General features: G+C 60.5%; 20 protein-coding genes. 12 read left to right on the forward strand and 8 right to left on the reverse strand.

Annotated elements, in window-relative coordinates:
* Positions 1–222 precede the first annotated feature (222 nt).
* Positions 223–1,038 carry a protein-disulfide reductase DsbD domain-containing protein gene (locus tag CLV87_RS08025; protein WP_235871871.1) on the reverse strand — a complete coding sequence of 272 codons (816 nt, stop codon included), beginning with the start codon at positions 1,036–1,038 and terminating at the stop codon, positions 223–225.
* 163 nt (positions 1,039–1,201) lie between these two features.
* Between CLV87_RS08025 and CLV87_RS08030 the strand changes: the two genes are divergently transcribed.
* Complete coding sequence (locus tag CLV87_RS08030) at positions 1,202–1,783, forward strand: YqgE/AlgH family protein (protein ID WP_099242131.1); 582 nt, start codon at positions 1,202–1,204, stop codon at positions 1,781–1,783.
* A 38-nt stretch (positions 1,784–1,821) separates the two neighbouring features.
* A complete protein-coding gene (locus tag CLV87_RS08035) occupies positions 1,822–2,166 on the forward strand; it encodes a hypothetical protein (protein WP_099242129.1) in 345 nt (114 codons plus the stop codon).
* Here the strand turns inward: CLV87_RS08035 and CLV87_RS08040 are convergent.
* Positions 2,129–3,076 (reverse strand): L-threonylcarbamoyladenylate synthase, encoded by a 948-nt coding sequence (locus tag CLV87_RS08040; RefSeq protein ID WP_099242127.1) that lies wholly within the window; start codon positions 3,074–3,076, stop codon positions 2,129–2,131. The two genes, CLV87_RS08035 and CLV87_RS08040, sit on opposite strands and share 38 nt — an antisense overlap.
* 124 nt (positions 3,077–3,200) lie before the next feature.
* On the opposite strand from CLV87_RS08040, the gene CLV87_RS08045 reads away from it, so the two are divergent.
* The 5 genes from CLV87_RS08045 to CLV87_RS08065 all read left to right on the forward strand — a co-directional run bounded on the left by CLV87_RS08045 (position 3,201) and on the right by CLV87_RS08065 (position 7,702).
* Positions 3,201–4,901, forward strand: coding sequence for an acyl-CoA dehydrogenase (locus CLV87_RS08045; RefSeq protein WP_099242125.1), 1,701 nt, complete (start codon positions 3,201–3,203; stop codon positions 4,899–4,901).
* Between the two features lie 9 nt (positions 4,902–4,910).
* On the forward strand, positions 4,911–5,942 hold the full coding sequence (locus CLV87_RS08050; protein ID WP_099242123.1) for an MBL fold metallo-hydrolase: 1,032 nt from the start codon (positions 4,911–4,913) through the stop codon (positions 5,940–5,942).
* Between the two features lie 387 nt (positions 5,943–6,329).
* The gene (locus CLV87_RS08055) at positions 6,330–6,788 is read left to right on the forward strand and encodes a DUF6173 family protein (protein WP_099244594.1); all 459 of its coding nucleotides are present in this window, start codon (positions 6,330–6,332) and stop codon (positions 6,786–6,788) included.
* Positions 6,789–6,895: 107 nt separating this feature from the next.
* The gene (locus CLV87_RS08060) at positions 6,896–7,030 is read left to right on the forward strand and encodes an aa3-type cytochrome c oxidase subunit IV (protein ID WP_099242121.1); all 135 of its coding nucleotides are present in this window, start codon (positions 6,896–6,898) and stop codon (positions 7,028–7,030) included.
* 39 nt (positions 7,031–7,069) lie between these two features.
* A complete protein-coding gene (locus CLV87_RS08065; RefSeq protein ID WP_099242119.1) occupies positions 7,070–7,702 on the forward strand; it encodes a hypothetical protein in 633 nt (210 codons plus the stop codon).
* Positions 7,703–7,717: 15 nt separating this feature from the next.
* Here the strand turns inward: CLV87_RS08065 and CLV87_RS08070 are convergent, their stop codons facing one another.
* Both CLV87_RS08070 and CLV87_RS08075 read right to left on the reverse strand, forming a co-directional pair.
* A complete protein-coding gene (locus CLV87_RS08070) occupies positions 7,718–8,044 on the reverse strand; it encodes an AzlD domain-containing protein (protein WP_099242117.1) in 327 nt (108 codons plus the stop codon).
* Positions 8,041–8,742: an AzlC family ABC transporter permease gene (locus CLV87_RS08075; RefSeq protein ID WP_099242115.1), complete on the reverse strand. Its 702-nt coding sequence runs from the start codon at positions 8,740–8,742 to the stop codon at positions 8,041–8,043. Before CLV87_RS08075 ends, CLV87_RS08070 begins: the two co-directional genes overlap by 4 nt.
* A gap of 46 nt (positions 8,743–8,788) precedes the next feature.
* On the opposite strand from CLV87_RS08075, the gene CLV87_RS08080 reads away from it, so the two are divergent.
* The 3 genes from CLV87_RS08080 (at position 8,789) to CLV87_RS08090 (ending at position 12,151) form a co-directional block, all read left to right on the forward strand.
* Entirely contained in the window at positions 8,789–9,664 is an 876-nt protein-coding gene (locus CLV87_RS08080) for a formate dehydrogenase accessory sulfurtransferase FdhD (protein ID WP_099244592.1), read from the forward strand.
* Between the two features lie 82 nt (positions 9,665–9,746).
* Entirely contained in the window at positions 9,747–10,385 is a 639-nt protein-coding gene (gene mobA, locus CLV87_RS08085) for a molybdenum cofactor guanylyltransferase MobA (RefSeq protein WP_099242113.1), read from the forward strand.
* Positions 10,382–12,151, forward strand: coding sequence for a bifunctional molybdopterin-guanine dinucleotide biosynthesis adaptor protein MobB/molybdopterin molybdotransferase MoeA (locus CLV87_RS08090; RefSeq protein ID WP_099242111.1), 1,770 nt, complete (start codon positions 10,382–10,384; stop codon positions 12,149–12,151). Before mobA ends, CLV87_RS08090 begins: the two co-directional genes overlap by 4 nt.
* 280 nt (positions 12,152–12,431) lie before the next feature.
* Here the strand turns inward: CLV87_RS08090 and CLV87_RS08095 are convergent, their stop codons facing one another.
* The 4 genes from CLV87_RS08095 to CLV87_RS08110 all read right to left on the reverse strand — a co-directional run bounded on the left by CLV87_RS08095 (position 12,432) and on the right by CLV87_RS08110 (position 15,023).
* Positions 12,432–13,454: a hypothetical protein gene (locus CLV87_RS08095; RefSeq protein WP_099242110.1), complete on the reverse strand. Its 1,023-nt coding sequence runs from the start codon at positions 13,452–13,454 to the stop codon at positions 12,432–12,434.
* 9 nt (positions 13,455–13,463) lie between these two features.
* Complete coding sequence (gene greA / locus CLV87_RS08100) at positions 13,464–13,934, reverse strand: transcription elongation factor GreA (protein WP_099242108.1); 471 nt, start codon at positions 13,932–13,934, stop codon at positions 13,464–13,466.
* Positions 13,935–14,082: 148 nt separating this feature from the next.
* A complete protein-coding gene (locus CLV87_RS08105) occupies positions 14,083–14,262 on the reverse strand; it encodes a hypothetical protein (protein WP_099242106.1) in 180 nt (59 codons plus the stop codon).
* A complete protein-coding gene (locus tag CLV87_RS08110; protein ID WP_133840722.1) occupies positions 14,259–15,023 on the reverse strand; it encodes a DUF6502 family protein in 765 nt (254 codons plus the stop codon). Before CLV87_RS08110 ends, CLV87_RS08105 begins: the two co-directional genes overlap by 4 nt.
* Positions 15,024–15,124: 101 nt before the next feature.
* On the opposite strand from CLV87_RS08110, the gene CLV87_RS08115 reads away from it, so the two are divergent.
* Positions 15,125–16,420: a vWA domain-containing protein gene (locus tag CLV87_RS08115; protein ID WP_133840723.1), complete on the forward strand. Its 1,296-nt coding sequence runs from the start codon at positions 15,125–15,127 to the stop codon at positions 16,418–16,420.
* Between the two features lie 90 nt (positions 16,421–16,510).
* Complete coding sequence (locus tag CLV87_RS08120; RefSeq protein WP_099242100.1) at positions 16,511–17,539, forward strand: hypothetical protein; 1,029 nt, start codon at positions 16,511–16,513, stop codon at positions 17,537–17,539.
* The last annotated feature ends 151 nt before the right edge of the window (positions 17,540–17,690 follow it).

Here is a 17,690-nt window from a genome sequence, read left to right on the forward strand (position 1 = left end):
GGGCGCATAGAAACTTGGTAGCTGGGTGGTGGCATCAGGAAACTGCGTATCTTGTTGAAACGTTGAGACGAATTCGCGCCCGCCGCTTTGCCGTAGGCAAACCTTTGGTTAGACGGGCGGGGTCATGCTGGAAGCATGCCTCTGGCATGAGCGCGAACCGGATCGTAGGCGATCCGGATACATTAACTCTATGATGAGGACTTCAGTCCCGAGTGACTAAGATCAGCCGCTGCAGCCGTGGATATCCACCGGCATGTGCCCACCCAGTACCGTGATCCGAAGGCGCGAGCGATCAACCGCAAAGGCAGAGCCGGCCATATGTGCCATCTGCGCCTCGGCCATCAAATGGCCGCCTTCCCACCAGGTGCGCGGCTCGCCGACCCAGATTTCGGGATTGGCGGCTTCGATCACCGTATGTTCGCGCCCGGTGCCTTTGGGCATGTCGATTTGCGCGCGCAGCATCATGCCATTGGGGGCCGGAGCCACCCGGCAAGACACGCTGGACACACCGGCATCTTCGGCGCTGTAAGGCTCATCCGCCAACGCGGCGGCGATGCTGGGGTCAGGTTTGGTTTTGGTGGCGGGCAATACAGCCTCGACCCGGACGCGGTGAGGCAGGCAGACATCCTTGCAGATGCCAATGTCGATGACCCCTTTCAGGCGGGCATCTTTGGTAGAGTTGCGCAGGCTGACCCGCAAGGGCAGCGTGACACTGCCGGAATAACCAACCGAACGCATGCCGGATTGATGAAACACTTGGGGCGCGGGCCAATGGACCTGAACGGCACTGCCACTGCCCTTCCAACGGAATTGCGGCGGAATGCCCGCATCGCCCGGCGCGCGCCAATAGGTCTTCCAACCTGGGGCCAGTTCCAGATGCAAGGCGGCCATATGCGAGCCATCCGGCAAGCGCCAGCCTGGGCGCAGCTCGGCGCGGATGACATTTTCATAGCTTTCAGCCTGTGCCGCCCCTGAGGAAATCAGTGGCAAAAACAGGCAGGCGATGGCCAGAACAAAGTTTTTCATATCCTCAGACATGGGCGCTTTTGCCCGGAAATAAAAGTCACATTCCGGCGATGGATTTTGTGATGCTCCCTAAGGTTGCGTCATGCGGCGGCACATCCCCCGAAAAGCGCGCCTTTCCCTTGCGTTGTGCGGCGGGGCGGGCCATGCTGAGGGGCACGAATTCGAAAGGTTCCACATGGTGCTCAAGGACGCGACGACCCCCACCAACCTGACAGGGCATATGCTGATCGCAATGCCGGGCATGGGCGACCCGCGATTTGAACATAGCGTGGTGTTTTTATGTGATCATTCCGATGAAGGGGCCATGGGCCTGATCATCAACAAAGCCAGTGATGATCTGGACATGCCCACCCTGCTGACGCAGCTGTCCATCGATCTCAAGGTCGATCTGAAAGATCATCATGTGCATTTTGGCGGCCCGGTTGAGGTGGGGCGCGGCTTTGTTCTGCACAGCCCGGATTACAAGTCGCTGGTGACAACGCTGGAGGTGCGCGAAGACGTGCATATGACCGCAACCCAGGACATTCTTGAGGATCTGGGCAAGGGCGAAGGCCCGGCGAAATGGATGATGGCCTTGGGCTATGCCGGTTGGGGGCCGGGTCAGCTGGAAGGGGAAATCGCCCAAAACGGCTGGTTGGTGTGCGAGTGTGATACCCGAATCATTTTTGACCTTGAGGATATGGAAAAGTGGCAGGCCGCGCTGGAAAGCATCGGCGTCGCCGCGCTCGCCCTGTCTGCCGAAGGGGGGCGGGCCTAGCAGTTGCATTGGCAGAACGCCAAGGAAGAGCTTTTGACATGACATTACCGCACATCTGGTCTTCGATCCGCATCGCCTGGGAGGAGGGCAACGCCCCGACAGAGGCGGCGATAAGAAACGCCACAACCCTGTTACAGGTGCTGGGCAAGCCCCTGCCCGATTGGGCCGGGCGCGGCGATTGGCCGACGGTCTGCCTGCATTGGAGCGAAGCCAAGGTTGAGGTGGAGGTCTATGACGACGTGTTTCAACTCTGCCAGTTCAATCCCGACACCCATGTTTCTGTGGATGTGCTGGATTTTGACACCACGCCAGAGGGGGTGCAGGCCTTGATCAAAGCGATGGAATTCAGCGATCAGCTGCAGCCCGGCCAAGCCGGTCATTGATGGCGATGCCCATCCCGTGATCGGGAATGGGGGAAACGGCGATGGTGCCCGCGCCCAGCGCATCCAATTGGTGTAGATATTCAAACAGATTGGCGGCGGCTTCGGTCAGGTCGGCGGAGGGTGAGAGGTTGCGGTCGCAGTCAACCGGGCCAAAGCCCAGCCGTGCCTCACCCGGTTGCCAGGTGCTGGCGTTCAGGCGCACGCGGGCGCGCGGGGCGTAATGCGATGTGATCTGACCGGGGGCCGAAATCGCGTCGCCCTCTTCGCGCAGCGCGACCGGCAATCCCAAACTGGCGCTGATCGCATCGCGGGTGACGCCGCCGGGGCGCAAAAGCGTGGGGGTGCCAGCCAGCCCCAGAATGGTGGATTCCAACCCGACCGAGCAGGCCCCGCCGTCCAACACCGCATCAATGCGGCCAGACAGATCATCCAGCACATGCTGCGCTCGGGTCGGGCTGATCTGACCGGAGTTATTGGCCGAAGGGGCAGCCACCGGGCCGTCAAACGCCTGCAACAGCGCTTGCGCCGCCGGGTTTGCGGGCATGCGAATGGCCAGGGTCGACAGGCCTGCCGTCACCAATTTGGAGATCCCGGCATCGGGCTTGATCGGCAGGACGAGGGTCAAAGGGCCGGGCCAAAAGGCATCTGCCAGCTTTTGCGCCTGCTCGCTCCATTCCACCAATTCCTGAGCCGCCGCAATCGAGGCGACATGCACAATCAGCGGGTTGAAACTGGGGCGGCCCTTGGCCTCGTAAATTGACGCAACGGCGCGATCATTGCGCGCATCTGCACCAAGGCCATAGACGGTCTCGGTCGCAAAGGCGACCAGCCCGCCATCGCGCCAGATGGCAGCCGCCCTGGCGCGCCCTGCCTCCGTGTTGTCCAGTTTTTCCGTGACGCGCTCTGCCATTGCGGCCCTCATATTCCGTGACGCCGCGTTTCGGTTGAAGGCAAGTCAGCTGCCATTCATTTTGATCCGCGACACCTTTAGCTACAAGAGCGCTTGGCCGAATCCAAGCCATAGGGGAGCCCCCATGACCTATCGCGCGCCGCTGGACGATTTTCGCCTGCTTCTCAACCATATTGTCGGGTTCGACTCGGTTTCCAAAACCGCGCGTTTCGAAGACGCTACGACCGAAACCGTCGAGGCGATCCTCTCTGAGGCGGCCAAGATGTGTGAAGAGGTGCTGACCCCGTTGAACCGCAATGGCGATCTGGACCCGGCGGTGTTGGAAAACGGCAAGGTGCGCAGCTCGAACGGGTTCGCGGACGGGTATAAGGCAATTGCCGATGGCGGCTGGGTTGCTGTCTCTGCCGATCCGGAATTTGGCGGCATGGGCCTGCCCCTGACGGTGACAACGGCGGTCAATGACATGATGGTGTCGTCAAACATGGCGCTGCACCTGAACCCGCTGATGACCCAAGGCCAGATCGAGGCGTTGGAACATCATGCCTGCGATGAGCTTAAGGCACTGTATCTGCCCAAGCTGGTCACCGGCGAATGGGCTGGCACGATGAACCTGACCGAACCGCAGGCCGGATCGGATGTGGGCGCGCTGAGCAGCAAGGCCGAGCCGAATGGCGACGGGACCTATGCGATCACCGGGCAAAAGATCTTTATCAGCTGGGGGGATAACGATTTTACCGAGAATGTCTGTCACCTGGTACTGGCACGTCTGCCCGATGGGGTGGCGGGGACCAAGGGGATCAGCCTGTTTCTGGTGCCGCGCAACATCCCCGATGCGGATGGCAAACCGGGTGAGGCCAACAGTCTCAAGGTGGTCAGTGTCGAACATAAGATGGGCATTCATGGCAGCCCGACCTGCGTGATGTCCTTTGAAGGCGCGCGCGGTTGGCTGGTGGGCAGCGAACATGACGGGATGCGCGCCATGTTCACCATGATGAACAATGCCCGCCTTGGTGTGGCGGTGCAGGGCGTTGGCATTGCCGAACGCGCCTATCAACAGGCGCTGGCCTATGCCAATGAGCGCAAACAGGGCCGCACCGCCGAAGGCAGCATTATCGGCCATGCCGATGTGCGCCGGATGCTGGCCAGCATGAAGGCCGACACCTTTGCCGCGCGCGCGATTGCGCTGTCGGTGGCGGTGGCCTTGGACATGGCGAATGCCACGGGTGATGCGGAATGGCAGGCGCGCGCGGCGTTTCTGACTCCCATTGCCAAGGCCTTTGGTACCGATACCGGGATCGAAGTCGCCAATACCGGGCTGCAAGTGCATGGCGGCATGGGATTCATCGAGGAAACCGGCGCAGCGCAATATGTGCGCGATGTGCGGGTGACGGCAATCTATGAGGGCACCAATGGCATTCAGGCGATGGACCTTGTGGGTCGCAAGCTGATGGATGGTGGCGAGGCAGCTTATAAGCTGTTGGACGAGATCGAAGCCTTTGCCGAAGGGGCACGCGCCATCATGCCCGATCTGGCGGAACCGGTCTGGCAGGCCTCGGAAAACCTGCGCGAAACCACCGAGGCGCTGGTGGCGCGCGAGGTGTCTGATCGGTTTGCCGTGGCGGTGCCGTTCTTGCGCGGCTTTGCCCGCGTTCTGGGCGGCTATTTCCACCTGGCAGCGGCCATGGCGAAACCGGACGGGGCCGAGGCCAAGCTGGCGGCGTTTTACATCAAACGCCTGCTGCCCGAGCATCTGGGGCTGCTGGCCCATGCGCGCGAAGGGGCGGATGATCTGATGGGGATTTCGCCCGACGATCTGGCGGTGTAAACGGCCCTTATGACTGATGTGATCCGATACCCGTTCGAAACCCCGCCCGCCTCGGGTGAGGCCTTGGAAATCGCTGAGGGCGTGCTGTGGCTGCGCCAGCCGCTGCCGATGAAACTGGATCACGTCAACATTTATGCGCTGGATGATGGCGATGGCTGGACCATTGTCGATACCGGCTTTTCCACCAAGAAATCGCGCGCGATTTGGGAAACCCTGATGGCGGGCCCGTTGAAGGGCAAGCCGGTGCGCCGGGTGATCGGCACCCATCACCACCCGGACCATATCGGGCTGGCCGGGTGGTTTCAGACGCAACACGGGGCCGAATTGGTCATGACTCGCACCGCCTGGCTGATGGCGCGGATGCTGCAACTGGATGTGCAAGAGCTGCCCAACCCCGAAACCGTCGCCTATTGGAAAAGCTGCGGCATGGACCCGGATGAGCTGGTTGAACGTCAGGCCGGGCGTCCGTTCAACTTTGCCGATTGCGTCCATGACATGCCGCTGGGCTTTACCCGCATTCGGCAAGGCGGCGTGATCCGCGCCGGTGGGCGCGAGTGGGATATCCATATCGGCAATGGGCACGCGCCGGAACACGCGACCTTTTGGTCGCGCGATTGCGATTTGATCCTGGCTGGGGACCAGATCCTGCCCTCGATCAGCTCGAACCTGGGTGTCTATGCCACCCAGCCCGAGGCGGACCCGGTGGGCGAATGGCTGGAAAGCTGCGAGCGTCTGGCCAAACTGGCGCGGCCTGAACATATGTGTCTGGGCGGGCATAAACTGCCCTTTACCGGGGTGCCGCAGCGGATGCGTCAGTTGATCGACAACCATCACGGAGCCCTGGATCGGCTGGCCGCCCATCTGGACACGCCCAAAACTGCCGGTGACTGCTTTATGCCGCTGTTCAAGCGCCCCATTCGCGGTGGGGAATATGGCCTGGCGCTGGTCGAAGCCATGGCCCATTGCCTGCACCTTTGGCATGACGGGCGTGCCACCCGTGAGCGGCGCGATGATGGGGCCTGGCTGTTTCAGGCCATCTAGTCACCCGGAATTGAAATCCGCTACAAAGATTATCAGTAACCACAAAGGTTCGCGCCCGGCGCCGAGGGTGGGCGCGTCTAACCTTGGCAGTCGGCTGGTGGTGTCAGACAACGGTGCATCTTGTTGAAACGCTGAGAAGAATTCGCGCCCGCCCTGGGGGGCGGGGTCGGGCGCGAACCGGATCGCAGGCGATCCGGTAACATTAACTCGAGGAAAAGAATTTCGGTTCCGGGTGACGAGGAGCTGTGGACAATCCCCAAAGATCTTCAGCACCGCCCCTTTTCCCCCCAACAAAAAGTTGATCGCCGCTGGTCAATTGCATGATTTTTTGTCACCCCTGCCTGTGCAACAGTGACAACCGCGGGTGAACACCGCTGGGAGGAAACCATGTCTGACACCATCGCCACCGCCGCCGAGGCGTTTGAGGCCGAGGCCATTCCACGCCGCATTGATGTGCACACCGAAGGCGTCTCAGTCGAAACCGAAGACCTGCCCGAAGCGGTGACCAAAAAGCCGGTCAAACAGAAAAGCCCTGCGGAATGGGCCTATGAGCGGCTGATTCTCTATATCCAGAACTTTGAAAAGCAGTTGGACAACAAACACGAGGTCGCCATGGGCTTTGCCGGGGGTGATGCCGGGGTGCTGCGGATCGAGGGCCTGGGCTTTTTCGACCCGGATATCGTGACCTTTTACGGGACCGATCCAACCGGGGCGCGCACACAACTTATCCAGCATGTCAGCCAGTTGAGCGTTATTTTGCGCGCCCTGCCCAAAGAGGCCAAGGAAGATGACGCGCCGCCGCGCCGCATCGGGTTTCAATTGGCCAGCGAGCTGGGGGCGAAATAAGCCGCACCGCGACAACTGTGCATTTTTGCCCGCGTGACAGAGGGGCGAAAATGCGCTAATTCCAGCTGGAAACGCACTGAAATACTGACAAGAACAGGACCAATCTCATGGCCGAACACAAGCATGGTAGCATGGACATTTCCGTTCAGGAGAAAACCTTTGACGGGTTCATCACCTTTACGATCCGCTCCCTGATCGTCATTTTCGCGCTTTGCGTCTTTCTGGCGGTCTTTGCGTCCTAAAAACGCGCTGCTGCGTTGAACATCATCTGGAGAGTGCCGATGAAATTGCGGTCCCTGGCTTTGGTCGTTTCTGCAGGGCTGGCCCTTGCAGGTTGTGCTGTGAACACGGCAGGGCCGGATTCCTCACCAGAGGAAGCTGCGGCCGCCGCCTATCAGCATAACGGCCCGACGGCGCTGACCTTGTATACCATGGTCAATAACCGCACCGGCGCCGGGGCACATACCAGCCTGATGATCAACGCACCAAGCCAGCGGGTTGTGTTCGACCCAGCCGGTTCTGTCCGGTTGAGAGCGGTGCCTGAGGTCAATGATGTGCTCTATGGCATCACCCCTCGGGTCAAACGCTTTTACGAAGGCGCGCATGCCCGCAAAACCTATCACGTGCGCATCCAGCGCATCGAAGTGCCGCCCGAAGTCGCTGAGCGCGCCCTGCGTATGGCACAACAAGAGGGGCCTGTCGCCTCAGCGCGTTGTGCGGCGTCGACCTCGCATATCCTGTCGCAATTGCCCGGTTTCGAAAACATCAGCGGCACCTGGTATCCTTTGAAACTGTCGGAACAGTTTTCCAAACTTCCCGGCGTGGAACAAAGCGTTTTGCGCGAGAATGATGACGACGACAAAGCCATCGCCATCCGGGAATTTGAGCAGGAACTGGCACAGGGCGGGCAGTAACCCCACCCTGCCCTTTCATCCGGGCCAATAGGCCGCTGCGACCATGACAGCGGCCCCGGCAACCAACGCTCCGTAAATGTTCTTGCTGACATAACCGGTGACGACCGCAACGGCGGCCGCCATCAGGCGCGCGGGGTCGGTTTCGCCGCCCGTGGCAGCGGGCCAAACCACCAGGGGCGTGACCAGAGCCGCCAATACCGCAACGCCGGTATAGCGCAGATGACGCAGCGCCCAATCGGGCAAGGCCCGGTCGCCGACCAGTCCCAGAAACAAAAAGCGCAAGCCAAACGACCCAACGCCCAGCGCGGCAATGGTGATCCAGAGATCAAGCTTGTCGATCATGCCCAACCCCTGCGTTCCAATTCAGCGCCCACAGCCATCCCGGCCAGCGCTGCGGTGATCAGGCCCAGATTGAAGGGCATCCAATACAGGCAAAGCGCCAGAAGCGCCGCCGAGATGGCCGCCCCCATATGGGCCGTTGTGCGCAGGGTCGGGGCCACCATGGCGATAAAGGCAATGGGCAGCGCAAAATCCAGCCCTCCTCCGGATGGAATCGCCTCACCCACAAGCGCGCCGATCAGGGTGAAGAGATACCAGAGCGGACAAACCGGCGTCGCGACTCCCATAAAATAGGCAAACTTCTGCGCCACGCTTTCCTGCGGGCGTTTGTCGTAATCCTGAACGGAGGCGGCATAGGTGATGTCGACGAGGAAATAGGCCGCTGTTATGCGCTTCCAAAGCGGCAAAGGCCCGAGATAGGGCGTGAGGGACGCAGAGTACATCGACATGCGCAAATTGACCGTCAAAGCGGACAAAATGACCACAAGCAGAGGGGCGTTGTCATTGAGCAATTGCAGAGCGGCAAATTGCGCCGATCCGGCGATGACGACCACAGAAAACGCCACGGTTTCAAAGACCGAAAGCCCTGATTCCATGGACAAAACGCCGAACAGCGTGGCAAAGGGGGCAACGACTGCAATAAAGGGCAATCCGTCGCGAAATCCCCTCCAATAGCTTGACATCACTTCGCTCTGCGCCATGACTTATCCCACCCCGAGCCCAAGGCGTAACGAAGGCCCCGACAAGATGCAATTGCCCGACACCGACTATCTCATCGCCCCCGATCCCAAAGCGGCGCGGCTGACCCGTGCGGTCAGCGGCACTGATCACACCGGGGCCGAGGTGAGTGTCTCGGTGGTTGAAGAGCGCCCGCTGACGATCTTTCTGAACCGCCAAGAGATCGTGACCGCGATGACCATCGGCGACTATCCGGAATACCTGGCGCTGGGGTTTCTGCGCAATCAGGGCATGTTGGGTGACGATGAAGAGATCACGGGCGTGGATTACGACGAAGAGCTTGAAGTCGTCGTGGTGCGCACCGCGTCACAGACCACCTATGAAGAGAAGGTGCAGAAAAAGACCCGCACCAGCGGCTGCGCTGTCGGAACGGTGTTTGGCGATATGATGGAGGGGTTGGATCAGGTGGACCTGCCCAAGGGGGAACTGCGCACAAGCTGGCTCTATGCGCTGGCACATCGGATCAACACAACCCCGTCGCTCTACCTGGAGGCCGGAGCTATTCATGGCACGGTGCTCTGCCAACAGGATCGCCCGCTGGTCTATATGGAGGATGTGGGCCGTCATAACGCGGTGGACAAGATCGCGGGCTGGATGCTGTCCGAGGGCGTCTCGGGCAGCGACAAGATGCTTTATACCACCGGGCGGTTGACCTCTGAGATGGTGATCAAAACAGCCCTGATGGGCATCCCGGTTCTGGCATCCCGGTCAGGGTTCACCGCCTGGGGGGTCGAGATCGCCCGGCAGGTCGGCCTGACCTGCATCGGACGGATGCGCGGCAAACGCTTTGTCTGTCTCAGCGGAGAAGAACGTCTGGTGCGCGACATGGACCCGGAGAGCGTGCCCGAGGAGGGTAGGAAATCCGGTCGGAAGGGGGCGCAATGAGGCAGGCATGCGCTGAAAAATCGTCCACGATTTTTGCAAAAATTTTCGAAAATTTTTGGGACATCCAGCCGCGAGGTCAGTCATGAAACAACCCGTTGCAGTGATCCTTGCCGGGGGGCAGGCGACCCGGATGGGGGGCGGAGACAAGGGCTTGTTGCCGCTGGGCGGGCGCTGTTTGCTGGATCATGTGATCGAGCGGATCGAGCCTCAGGTCGCTGGTTTGGTGCTGAACGCCAATGGCGAGGCGCAGCGCTTTGACCGTTTTAAACTGCCCGTTGTGGCCGACAGCCTCGCGGAGTTTCCCGGCCCGTTGGCCGGTGTTCTGGCCGGGATGGATTGGGCGGCTGAACAGGGTGCCGATACGGTTGTCAGCGTCGCGGCTGACACGCCGTTTTTTCCCTGTGATCTGGTTCCGCAGCTTTTGATGGCAGCCGAGGGGCAAGACCATCCGCTGGTGCTGGCCACAACACCGCGTGGCAACGGTGAGCCGCTAAAGTCGGGCGGCAAAGGCCGCGTGAACCGTCACCCGACCTTTGGGCTTTGGCCCGTGGCCCTGCGCGATGACCTCAGGGCTGCGCTTGAGGGTGGATTGCGCAAAGTGGTTTTGTGGACCGATCAACATGGCGGGCGCGAAGCGCTGTTTCCGGCCCATGGGTTCGATCCCTTCTTTAACGTCAACACGCCAGAAGATCTGGTGATTGCCGAGGGTTTTCTGAAATGAATGTGTTTGGCGTGACCGGATGGAAGAATGCGGGCAAGACCGGGCTGATGGAACGCTTGGTTGCCGAGATCACGGCGCGCGGATTTACCGTCAGCACGGTTAAACATGCTCATCATGCCTTTGACGTCGACCAAAAGGGGCGCGACAGCTATCGCCATCGCGCGGCCGGGGCGCATGAGGTGATGCTGGCCTCGGGCAAACGCGTCGCCCAGATGACCGAGCTGCGCGAAACACCCGAGCCCAAGCTGGCCGAGCTGTTGGCGCGGCTCAGCCCGGTCGATCTGGTGCTGATCGAAGGCTATAAACGCGAGGCCCATCCCAAGATCGAGGCCTTTCGCCAGGAGGCTGGACATGCGCTGATCGCGCCGGGTGATCCAAGCATCCGCGCGGTGGCCGCAGATGTGTCTTTGGATCTGGACCGACCGGTGTTTGATCTGGACGACACTGTGGCGATTGCGGATTTCATCCTGCGCGAGGTTGGGTTGTTGGCCACGCACGCGCCCGAGGCGACGGGGTTGCGCCCTCCGCCGCTCAAGAATGACTGTTTTGCTCTGCCACCCGGCGTGAATTGGACACCGGTGGATGAGGCCCTGGCCGAGTTGAAAGAGCGGCTGCGAGTGGTCGTGGGTCAGGAAGAGGTTCCCTTGGCCGATGCGGCGGGCCGTGTTTTGGCCGAGGATCTGGTCGCCAAGCGGTCAAACCCTCCCCTGCCCAATACGGCCGTGGATGGCTATGGTTTTTCTGGTGGGGTTCCAGAGGGAGAGGCGCAGTTTCCCTTGATCGATGGGCGTGCGGCGGCGGGCATCCCCTATCAGGGGCGGGTGCCAGAGGGGGCCGCCATTCGCGTGCTGACCGGCGCAGCCCTGCCCGACGGGGTTGATACGGTGGTGCTGGAGGAAGATTGCGCCATTGGCGCCGATCAGATCGCCTTTCACGGGCCAATCAAACAAGGCGCGAATACCCGCAAGGCGGGTGAGGATGTGGCCGAGGGCGAGGTTGCCCTGCCCAAAGGGCGGGTGCTGACCCCGGCGGATCTGGCGCTGGCCTCGGCTATTGGGTTTGGTGTGCTGAACGTATTTCAACCCTTGCGTGTTGGCGTCTTGTCGACGGGGGATGAGCTGGTGGAACCCGGGGAAAGCGCCGGGCCGGGCCAGATCTTTGACGCCAACCGGCCCATGTTGCTGAGCGCCATTGCACGATTTGGCTATGAGGCCGTGGATCTTGGACGGGTCAAGGATGATCGCGACGGGTTGAGGGCGCAACTGGATGCGGCGGCAGAGCGGGTTGATGTGATCCTGACCTCGGGCGGGGCCTCGGCCGGGGATGAGGATCACGTTTCGGCGCTGTTGCGCGAAAGCGGCGCTTTGGCAGAGTGGCGGATTGCGTTGAAACCGGGGCGGCCTTTGGCCTTGGGCGTGTGGAACGGCGTGCCGGTCTTTGGCCTGCCGGGTAATCCGGTGGCGGCCTTTGTCTGCACCCTGATTTTTGCCCGCCCGTCTTTGTCGAAAATGGCCGGATCAGGGTGGGTTGAGCCGCTAGGATTTGATCTGCCCGCCGCGTTCAGCAAGCGTAAGAAGCCCGGGCGGCGGGAATTCCTACGCGCGCGGATGCGCAATGGTCGCGCCGAGGTGTTCAAATCTGAAGGGTCTGGACGGGTGTCGGGGCTAAGCTGGGCCGAAGGCCTGGTCGAGCTGGGGGATGAGGGGCACGAGATCGTCGAGGGCGATCTAGTGCGCTTTTATCCCTATGGCAGCTTTGGGTTGTGAGGTCAGGATGGGGCGCTGCCCCGTCTTGAGCAAGCTCAAGACTCCCCGGGATATTTTTGGCCCAAAGAAACCTGGGGGGTTAGGGCCTGTGGCCACTCACCATAGATCATCAACGCAAGATCCATTTTGGCCTTGATGAGGCGATTTTCCCGCGGCGATCTGGGTGATCGGCAGGGCATTTCGGTACGAAATGTCCCGAAAGGGAATTCCTGCGGCCAAGTTCGGAGAGCTAAGCAGTTTTGGACTGAAACCGATGGTGGCTGGGGTTTGTCAACAGAGCCTAGTCAAAGGTGCCCGCGACGCGGCCCAACAGCATGAAAGCTCGTGAGGTGCGGGTGCCGGCGAGGTCCTGAAGGTCGGCATCGGTTGCGGATTTTTCGAATAGGGCGATGCTTTGGTCAAAGCGGCGCAGGAAATGATGCGCAGCGTCGCGAAAGATCGGATCCTGCTTCATGCGACCGGCTGTGAGGGCCAGTGAGGAGCGGTCGCGCACCCCGCCAAGAGCGGCGATTTCGCGGCCACGTTTGCCCTGGGCAAAGGCGCGCCAGACCTCGGGGCGGGCGAGATCGGGGCGCAGATCGTCCATATAGATGCCATCCTGAGACATCAGGGTCAGCACATCCTGCGCGGCCTGGATCAGCTGCGCTGATTGGCGATCTTTGAGCGCGCGGCGCAGGGCGGCAAAACCTTCGGTGTCATCGGCGGTTTCGGGGAAATGCAAGGCGCGGATGAAATCTTCGTTCGAAAGCGGCGGGCGATGGGCCTCGGCCGGGGTGCCGAGCGACAGGGCTGGCTGGTCCTCTTCGACCGGAGCCTCCTGAGGGGCGGGTGGCACGGCATTGGGATCGGCTTGGCGCATGCCCACCAGCATGGCCAAGGTGGTTTCCTGGTTCTTTTGCGTGCTGGCGATTTCATCGAGCCGCTTGAGAACAGCCGGGTGCGGGGCCTCGTTGCGGCCCGATTGCGCCTGATTGACATAGGCCTGACGAATGGCGTCGATGGCCGCCGCCAAGCGCGCGCTTTCTTCGCGCATGATACGGGTGGAGCGCATGGTCATCGCCGCCACCCAGATCAGCGCCACCGGCATCATGATCACCATGGCCGTCAGCAGGAAGCCCATGCCTTGGGATTGGCCCTGCGTCTGGCTGGGACTCGCCCCGCCGGTCATGAAATAGCTGCCTGAGATCAGCAGCCATGCCAAGGTCGCCGCCAAGGCCGCCCATTCAATCGATGTGATCCCGTTGACCGCCTGTCGTTCGTAGAGACCGGGAGGTGTCGGGCGGGCTTCTTTACGGTCGGCCATGGCTGTCGCTTACTTGAAGATAACTTCGAGGACTTCGTAGGATTTCACCCCACCGGGGGTGCGGACCTCGACGCTGTCGCCTTCTTCCTTGCCGATCAAGCCGCGGGCAATCGGGGATTTCACGTTGAGAAGGCCCGCTTCGATATTGGCTTCGTGTTCGCCAACGATCTGCCAGGTCTTTTCTTCGTCGGTGTCTTCGTCGACCAAGGTCACGGTGGCACCAAATTTGATCGCGCCGGACAGGGTCGAGGGGTCAATCACCTCGGCCAGGGAAATCACGCCCTCAAGCTCTTTGATGCGGCCTTCGATAAAGCCCTGCTTTTCGCGGGCGGAGTGGTATTCGGCGTTTTCCTTGAGGTCGCCCAATTCGCGCGCTTCGGCGATGGCCTGGATGATGGCGGGGCGCTCTTCGGATTTGAGCTGCTTCAATTCTGTTTCCAGCGCGTCGAAACCGCCGCGTGTCATCGGGATCTTGTCCATCTGGTGTGTCCGTTCTTCTTATTACTCTCGCGGGGCGGGCGGTCCCTTGGGCCCGATCCCGTATCAGCTCACAATGTGCGTATGCAGGGCTGCATTGCAACAGGGCAATGGCAATGTCCAGCAAAAGGCGGCGGAAAGCAGCGTTAGATTATAATTCGGGGCAGCCCGTTCCGCCAAATCCGTCGCCATCCTGGTCGCAGGGATCGCTGGTTTTCAAGGCTGCGGGTTCGATCACCGCTTCGGTCTCCGGGCTGGGGGCGGAGAATTCAGGCTCGGTGCAGGCGGTCACGCTGAGGGCAATCAGGATCAGCAGAAGTGGTTTGCTCATGTGTCGCCCTCATCCTTGGAATAGAAATATGCCCCTGCCCGAAAACGGAAACGGCCTGGCCCGGTGCCTGAGCTTGAGCCTGTGGTTTTCATCGCACTTGCGCGGGTGTTCAAACCGTTGAGCAGATCCATTTGACCTTTGCGAAACTGGGCGTCAAGCTCTGCGATCTGTTCCGGTGTCAGGCCGGTATAATGCACCGCCCTTTCGAAATGCGGCGGCGCGTCTGAGTGGATGTTTTCCACGGCTGCCATGAGATGATCACCGGTGTTTTCCGACAGATAAGCCAGTTGTTCGTCACTGCCGCTTTGAGGGATGTAGGCGGTTTCGACCAAAGTGATGGTGTCGCCCACCTCAACCGTTCCGGCGGCCTGCAAGCTGTCCAGCATGGTGCGCGGATGAATGTCCTGACGAATTTCGCGCGCCAGTGTTTCAAAAGAGGGCGCGGGGCCGTTTCGTGGTAAAGCCCTCGGTAACCCGTTTTCGCTATAATCTGGATGAGACTGCCAGAGGGATACCAGCCGACTTAGCGGATTTGGGCGCGGCTCTTTACGCTGGAACGCGCGCAGGCGGGCGATGTCGCGCCGCTGCAATCCGGTCAGCACAGAAAGACGACTATCGGTAATTTTTCCCCCGGCTTGCTGGCGCGCGGCCTCTTGCGCGGCCTGCAGATAATGCCCTTTTAGTCTTTCTGACAGCTCGGAAAAGGGTACGGCGCGTGCTACCATAAGGCGTGCCAAAGCGGCGAGGATTGAGTCGAACATGGCTGGCATAATGTGCAGATTGCACATTTGCATTGCCAAGCGCAAGATTTTTGCCTAATGTGCAATTAGCACATTTTGGAGGTGTGGATTTGGAAGGCACGTTGAACAGGGGAACACACGGGCGGTTTATCGCTTGGGTCATGAGCTGCGCCTTGCTTGCGGGCTGCGCTGATCCTGAGCTGCTGCCAGATTTCACGCCCGGCGATACAAGCGAACGAGACGTCATGGTCGAACCGGCGGTGGACATGGCTGAACCGGCTGTCTCGCCGATGATCGCCTTTGAGCCTCCGGTGGCCGGGCGGGTAAAATCGGCGCGCCGTGGGGTTGTGACCGCCGGGGATATTGACGACACGCTGAATCTAGCCGCGTTCAAACGCTATCAGAACCGGACCGCAAAAGAGCTGGATCTGCCGCGCGCCAACCTGCTGACCCCGATTCAGGTACAAATGCTGGATGCGGCGGGCAAACCTGCGCCGGGTGTGTCCTATAACCTGCGCAAACCCGGTGCCGCTGATCCGTTCCACACGGGGTATTCCGGCGTTGATGGGCGAGTCACGGTTTTCCCGGCCTCTCTGGGCGCGGGGCGCCAGAACAAGGTCGAACTGCGCGCCTTTGAAGAGGGTGAAGAGATCTTGCGCCAGACCATCGATGCCGGTGGTTGGAACGAGGTAACCGTGCCCGCGACCAAGGGGTGGGAGCCGCGCTTTCTCGACCTGGTCTTTGTATTTGATACGACCGGCAGCATGGGCGATGAGCTGGACTGGCTCACCAAGGAGTTTTCCGGGATCGTGCGCCAGGCCCGCCGGGCCGCGCCGGGGGTCGACATCCGCTATGGTCTGGTGGCCTATCGCGACGAAGGTGATGCCTATGAGGTGCAGAATTTCGGCTTTACTGGTCAGAAGAGCCTGATGCAAAGCTGGCTGCGCAAGCTGGATGCGGATGGTGGCGGCGACTATCCCGAAGCAGCCGATCGCGCGATGCAGGCGGCGGTCAACCTTGACTGGCGGCGTGGCAAGGGGGAGCGGATCATCTTTCACATCGCCGATGCCCCGCCGCATAAACGCGATTCACTCGCCTATATCCGCGCGGCCCAGATTGCCGCCGGGCAAGGGGTGCAGATCTTTGGCCTGGGGGCCAGTGGCGTTGGGCCGGAATCGGAATATCTGATGCGTCAGGCCTCGGTCCTGTCCAATGGCCGCTATATGTTCCTGACTGATGATTCAGGTGTGGGCAACAGCCACGCGGAACCCAACATCGCTTGCTATCAGGTGTCCAAGCTCAAGGATCTGCTCGTACGGGTGCTGCAATCGGAACTTAGCGGGTATCGCAAGGAAGTGCCCGACAGCGCCGTGATCCGCGAAGTGGGCAATTACAAAAATGGGCAGTGCGTTCAGTGAGTTAACGCGTCGCCTGTCAATACTGACATTTGACTTGTGCCCGCCAGAATCTACGCTGGCGGGCAATATTATCCAGATGTGAGAATTGCCATGACCTATTTGAAACCTGCCCTTGCGGGGCTTTTGCTATTTGCAGCCGGTGCTCAGGCGCAAAGCATCGAAGGCCTCAGCGTGTCCCCGGATGGCAAAACCGTTTTGATGAGCGGCACCAATCGCGTGGTTTATTCCGTGTCTACCGAAACGATGGAAGTCACCGACCGCCGCTATGTGCCGCAAATGGTGCGTCAGATCATCCATAGCGATGATGGATCGATGGTCTATCTGCGCGACAATGACAAACGTCTGATCGCCTATAACACCGCCGATATGTCCGAAGCCTGGCGCACCGAGGATGCGGATGAGGTGGTTTACGCCCCGGAACAGGGCACTTTGGCCATTCTGGATGAGCATTGGAAAGATGATTCCATCCGCTTGATGGCTGCAGATAGCGGCAGTCAGACCGCCCGCATTGCCCTGGGCAAGATGAAGACCGACATGTTTGCGCTTGGCCCGGATGGGCGCTCGGCTCTGATCCTGACCCAATCGTCGAAAAGCGATGCTGAGGTCAAAAAGGACGAGCCGGCGGATATGACCAAGCTGCAAAAGGCGGATTTCAAGCAGCGCACCGATGGCTATGTCTCGCAAGTTATCGCGGTCGATTTTGATTTGGGCGAGTTCACCCAGGCCGAAAGCCATTATCGCGTGTCCTTTCCCCATGATGTGAACATGGTCGATGGCAAATTGCTGATCCTGCGCAGCAATCTCGACAGTGCCATTGTTGGCTCGGACGGGTCTGCCGAATTGATTGATCTGGGCAAGGATCACTTCAACTCCGCCATGTTGGACAAGGCGGGCACGACCTACATCCTGACCCGCGGTACTGATTTGCGCTTTGTGCCCGTGGGCGGTGGCGCTGCCGAAGGGTTGCTGAGCGTTCAGCGCCTGCAGGGTGGTCCGGCGGAATGGGTGACAGCGATCACCGAGGGTAAGGATGGCACCCTGTACTTTGCGACAAACGCCTATCGCCTGATCAAGGTTCCGGCGGATCGCGGGTCAGCGCAGGTTGTCAGCGTCTATTAAGGCCCTAAACCCAGGCAAAACGCGCGCCGTTTCAATGCTGCGGCGCGCGAATCCCTCTACACCTACCGGCGTGAATTTGATTCGCCATCCGTTTCGCAGACTGAAACACCGGGCAACGAAATTTCACAAAATGCGCTTATTTGGCTAACTT

The sequence above is a fragment of the Pelagimonas phthalicica genome, from assembly GCF_004364805.1.
GTDB classification, from domain to species: domain Bacteria; phylum Pseudomonadota; class Alphaproteobacteria; order Rhodobacterales; family Rhodobacteraceae; genus Pelagimonas; species Pelagimonas phthalicica.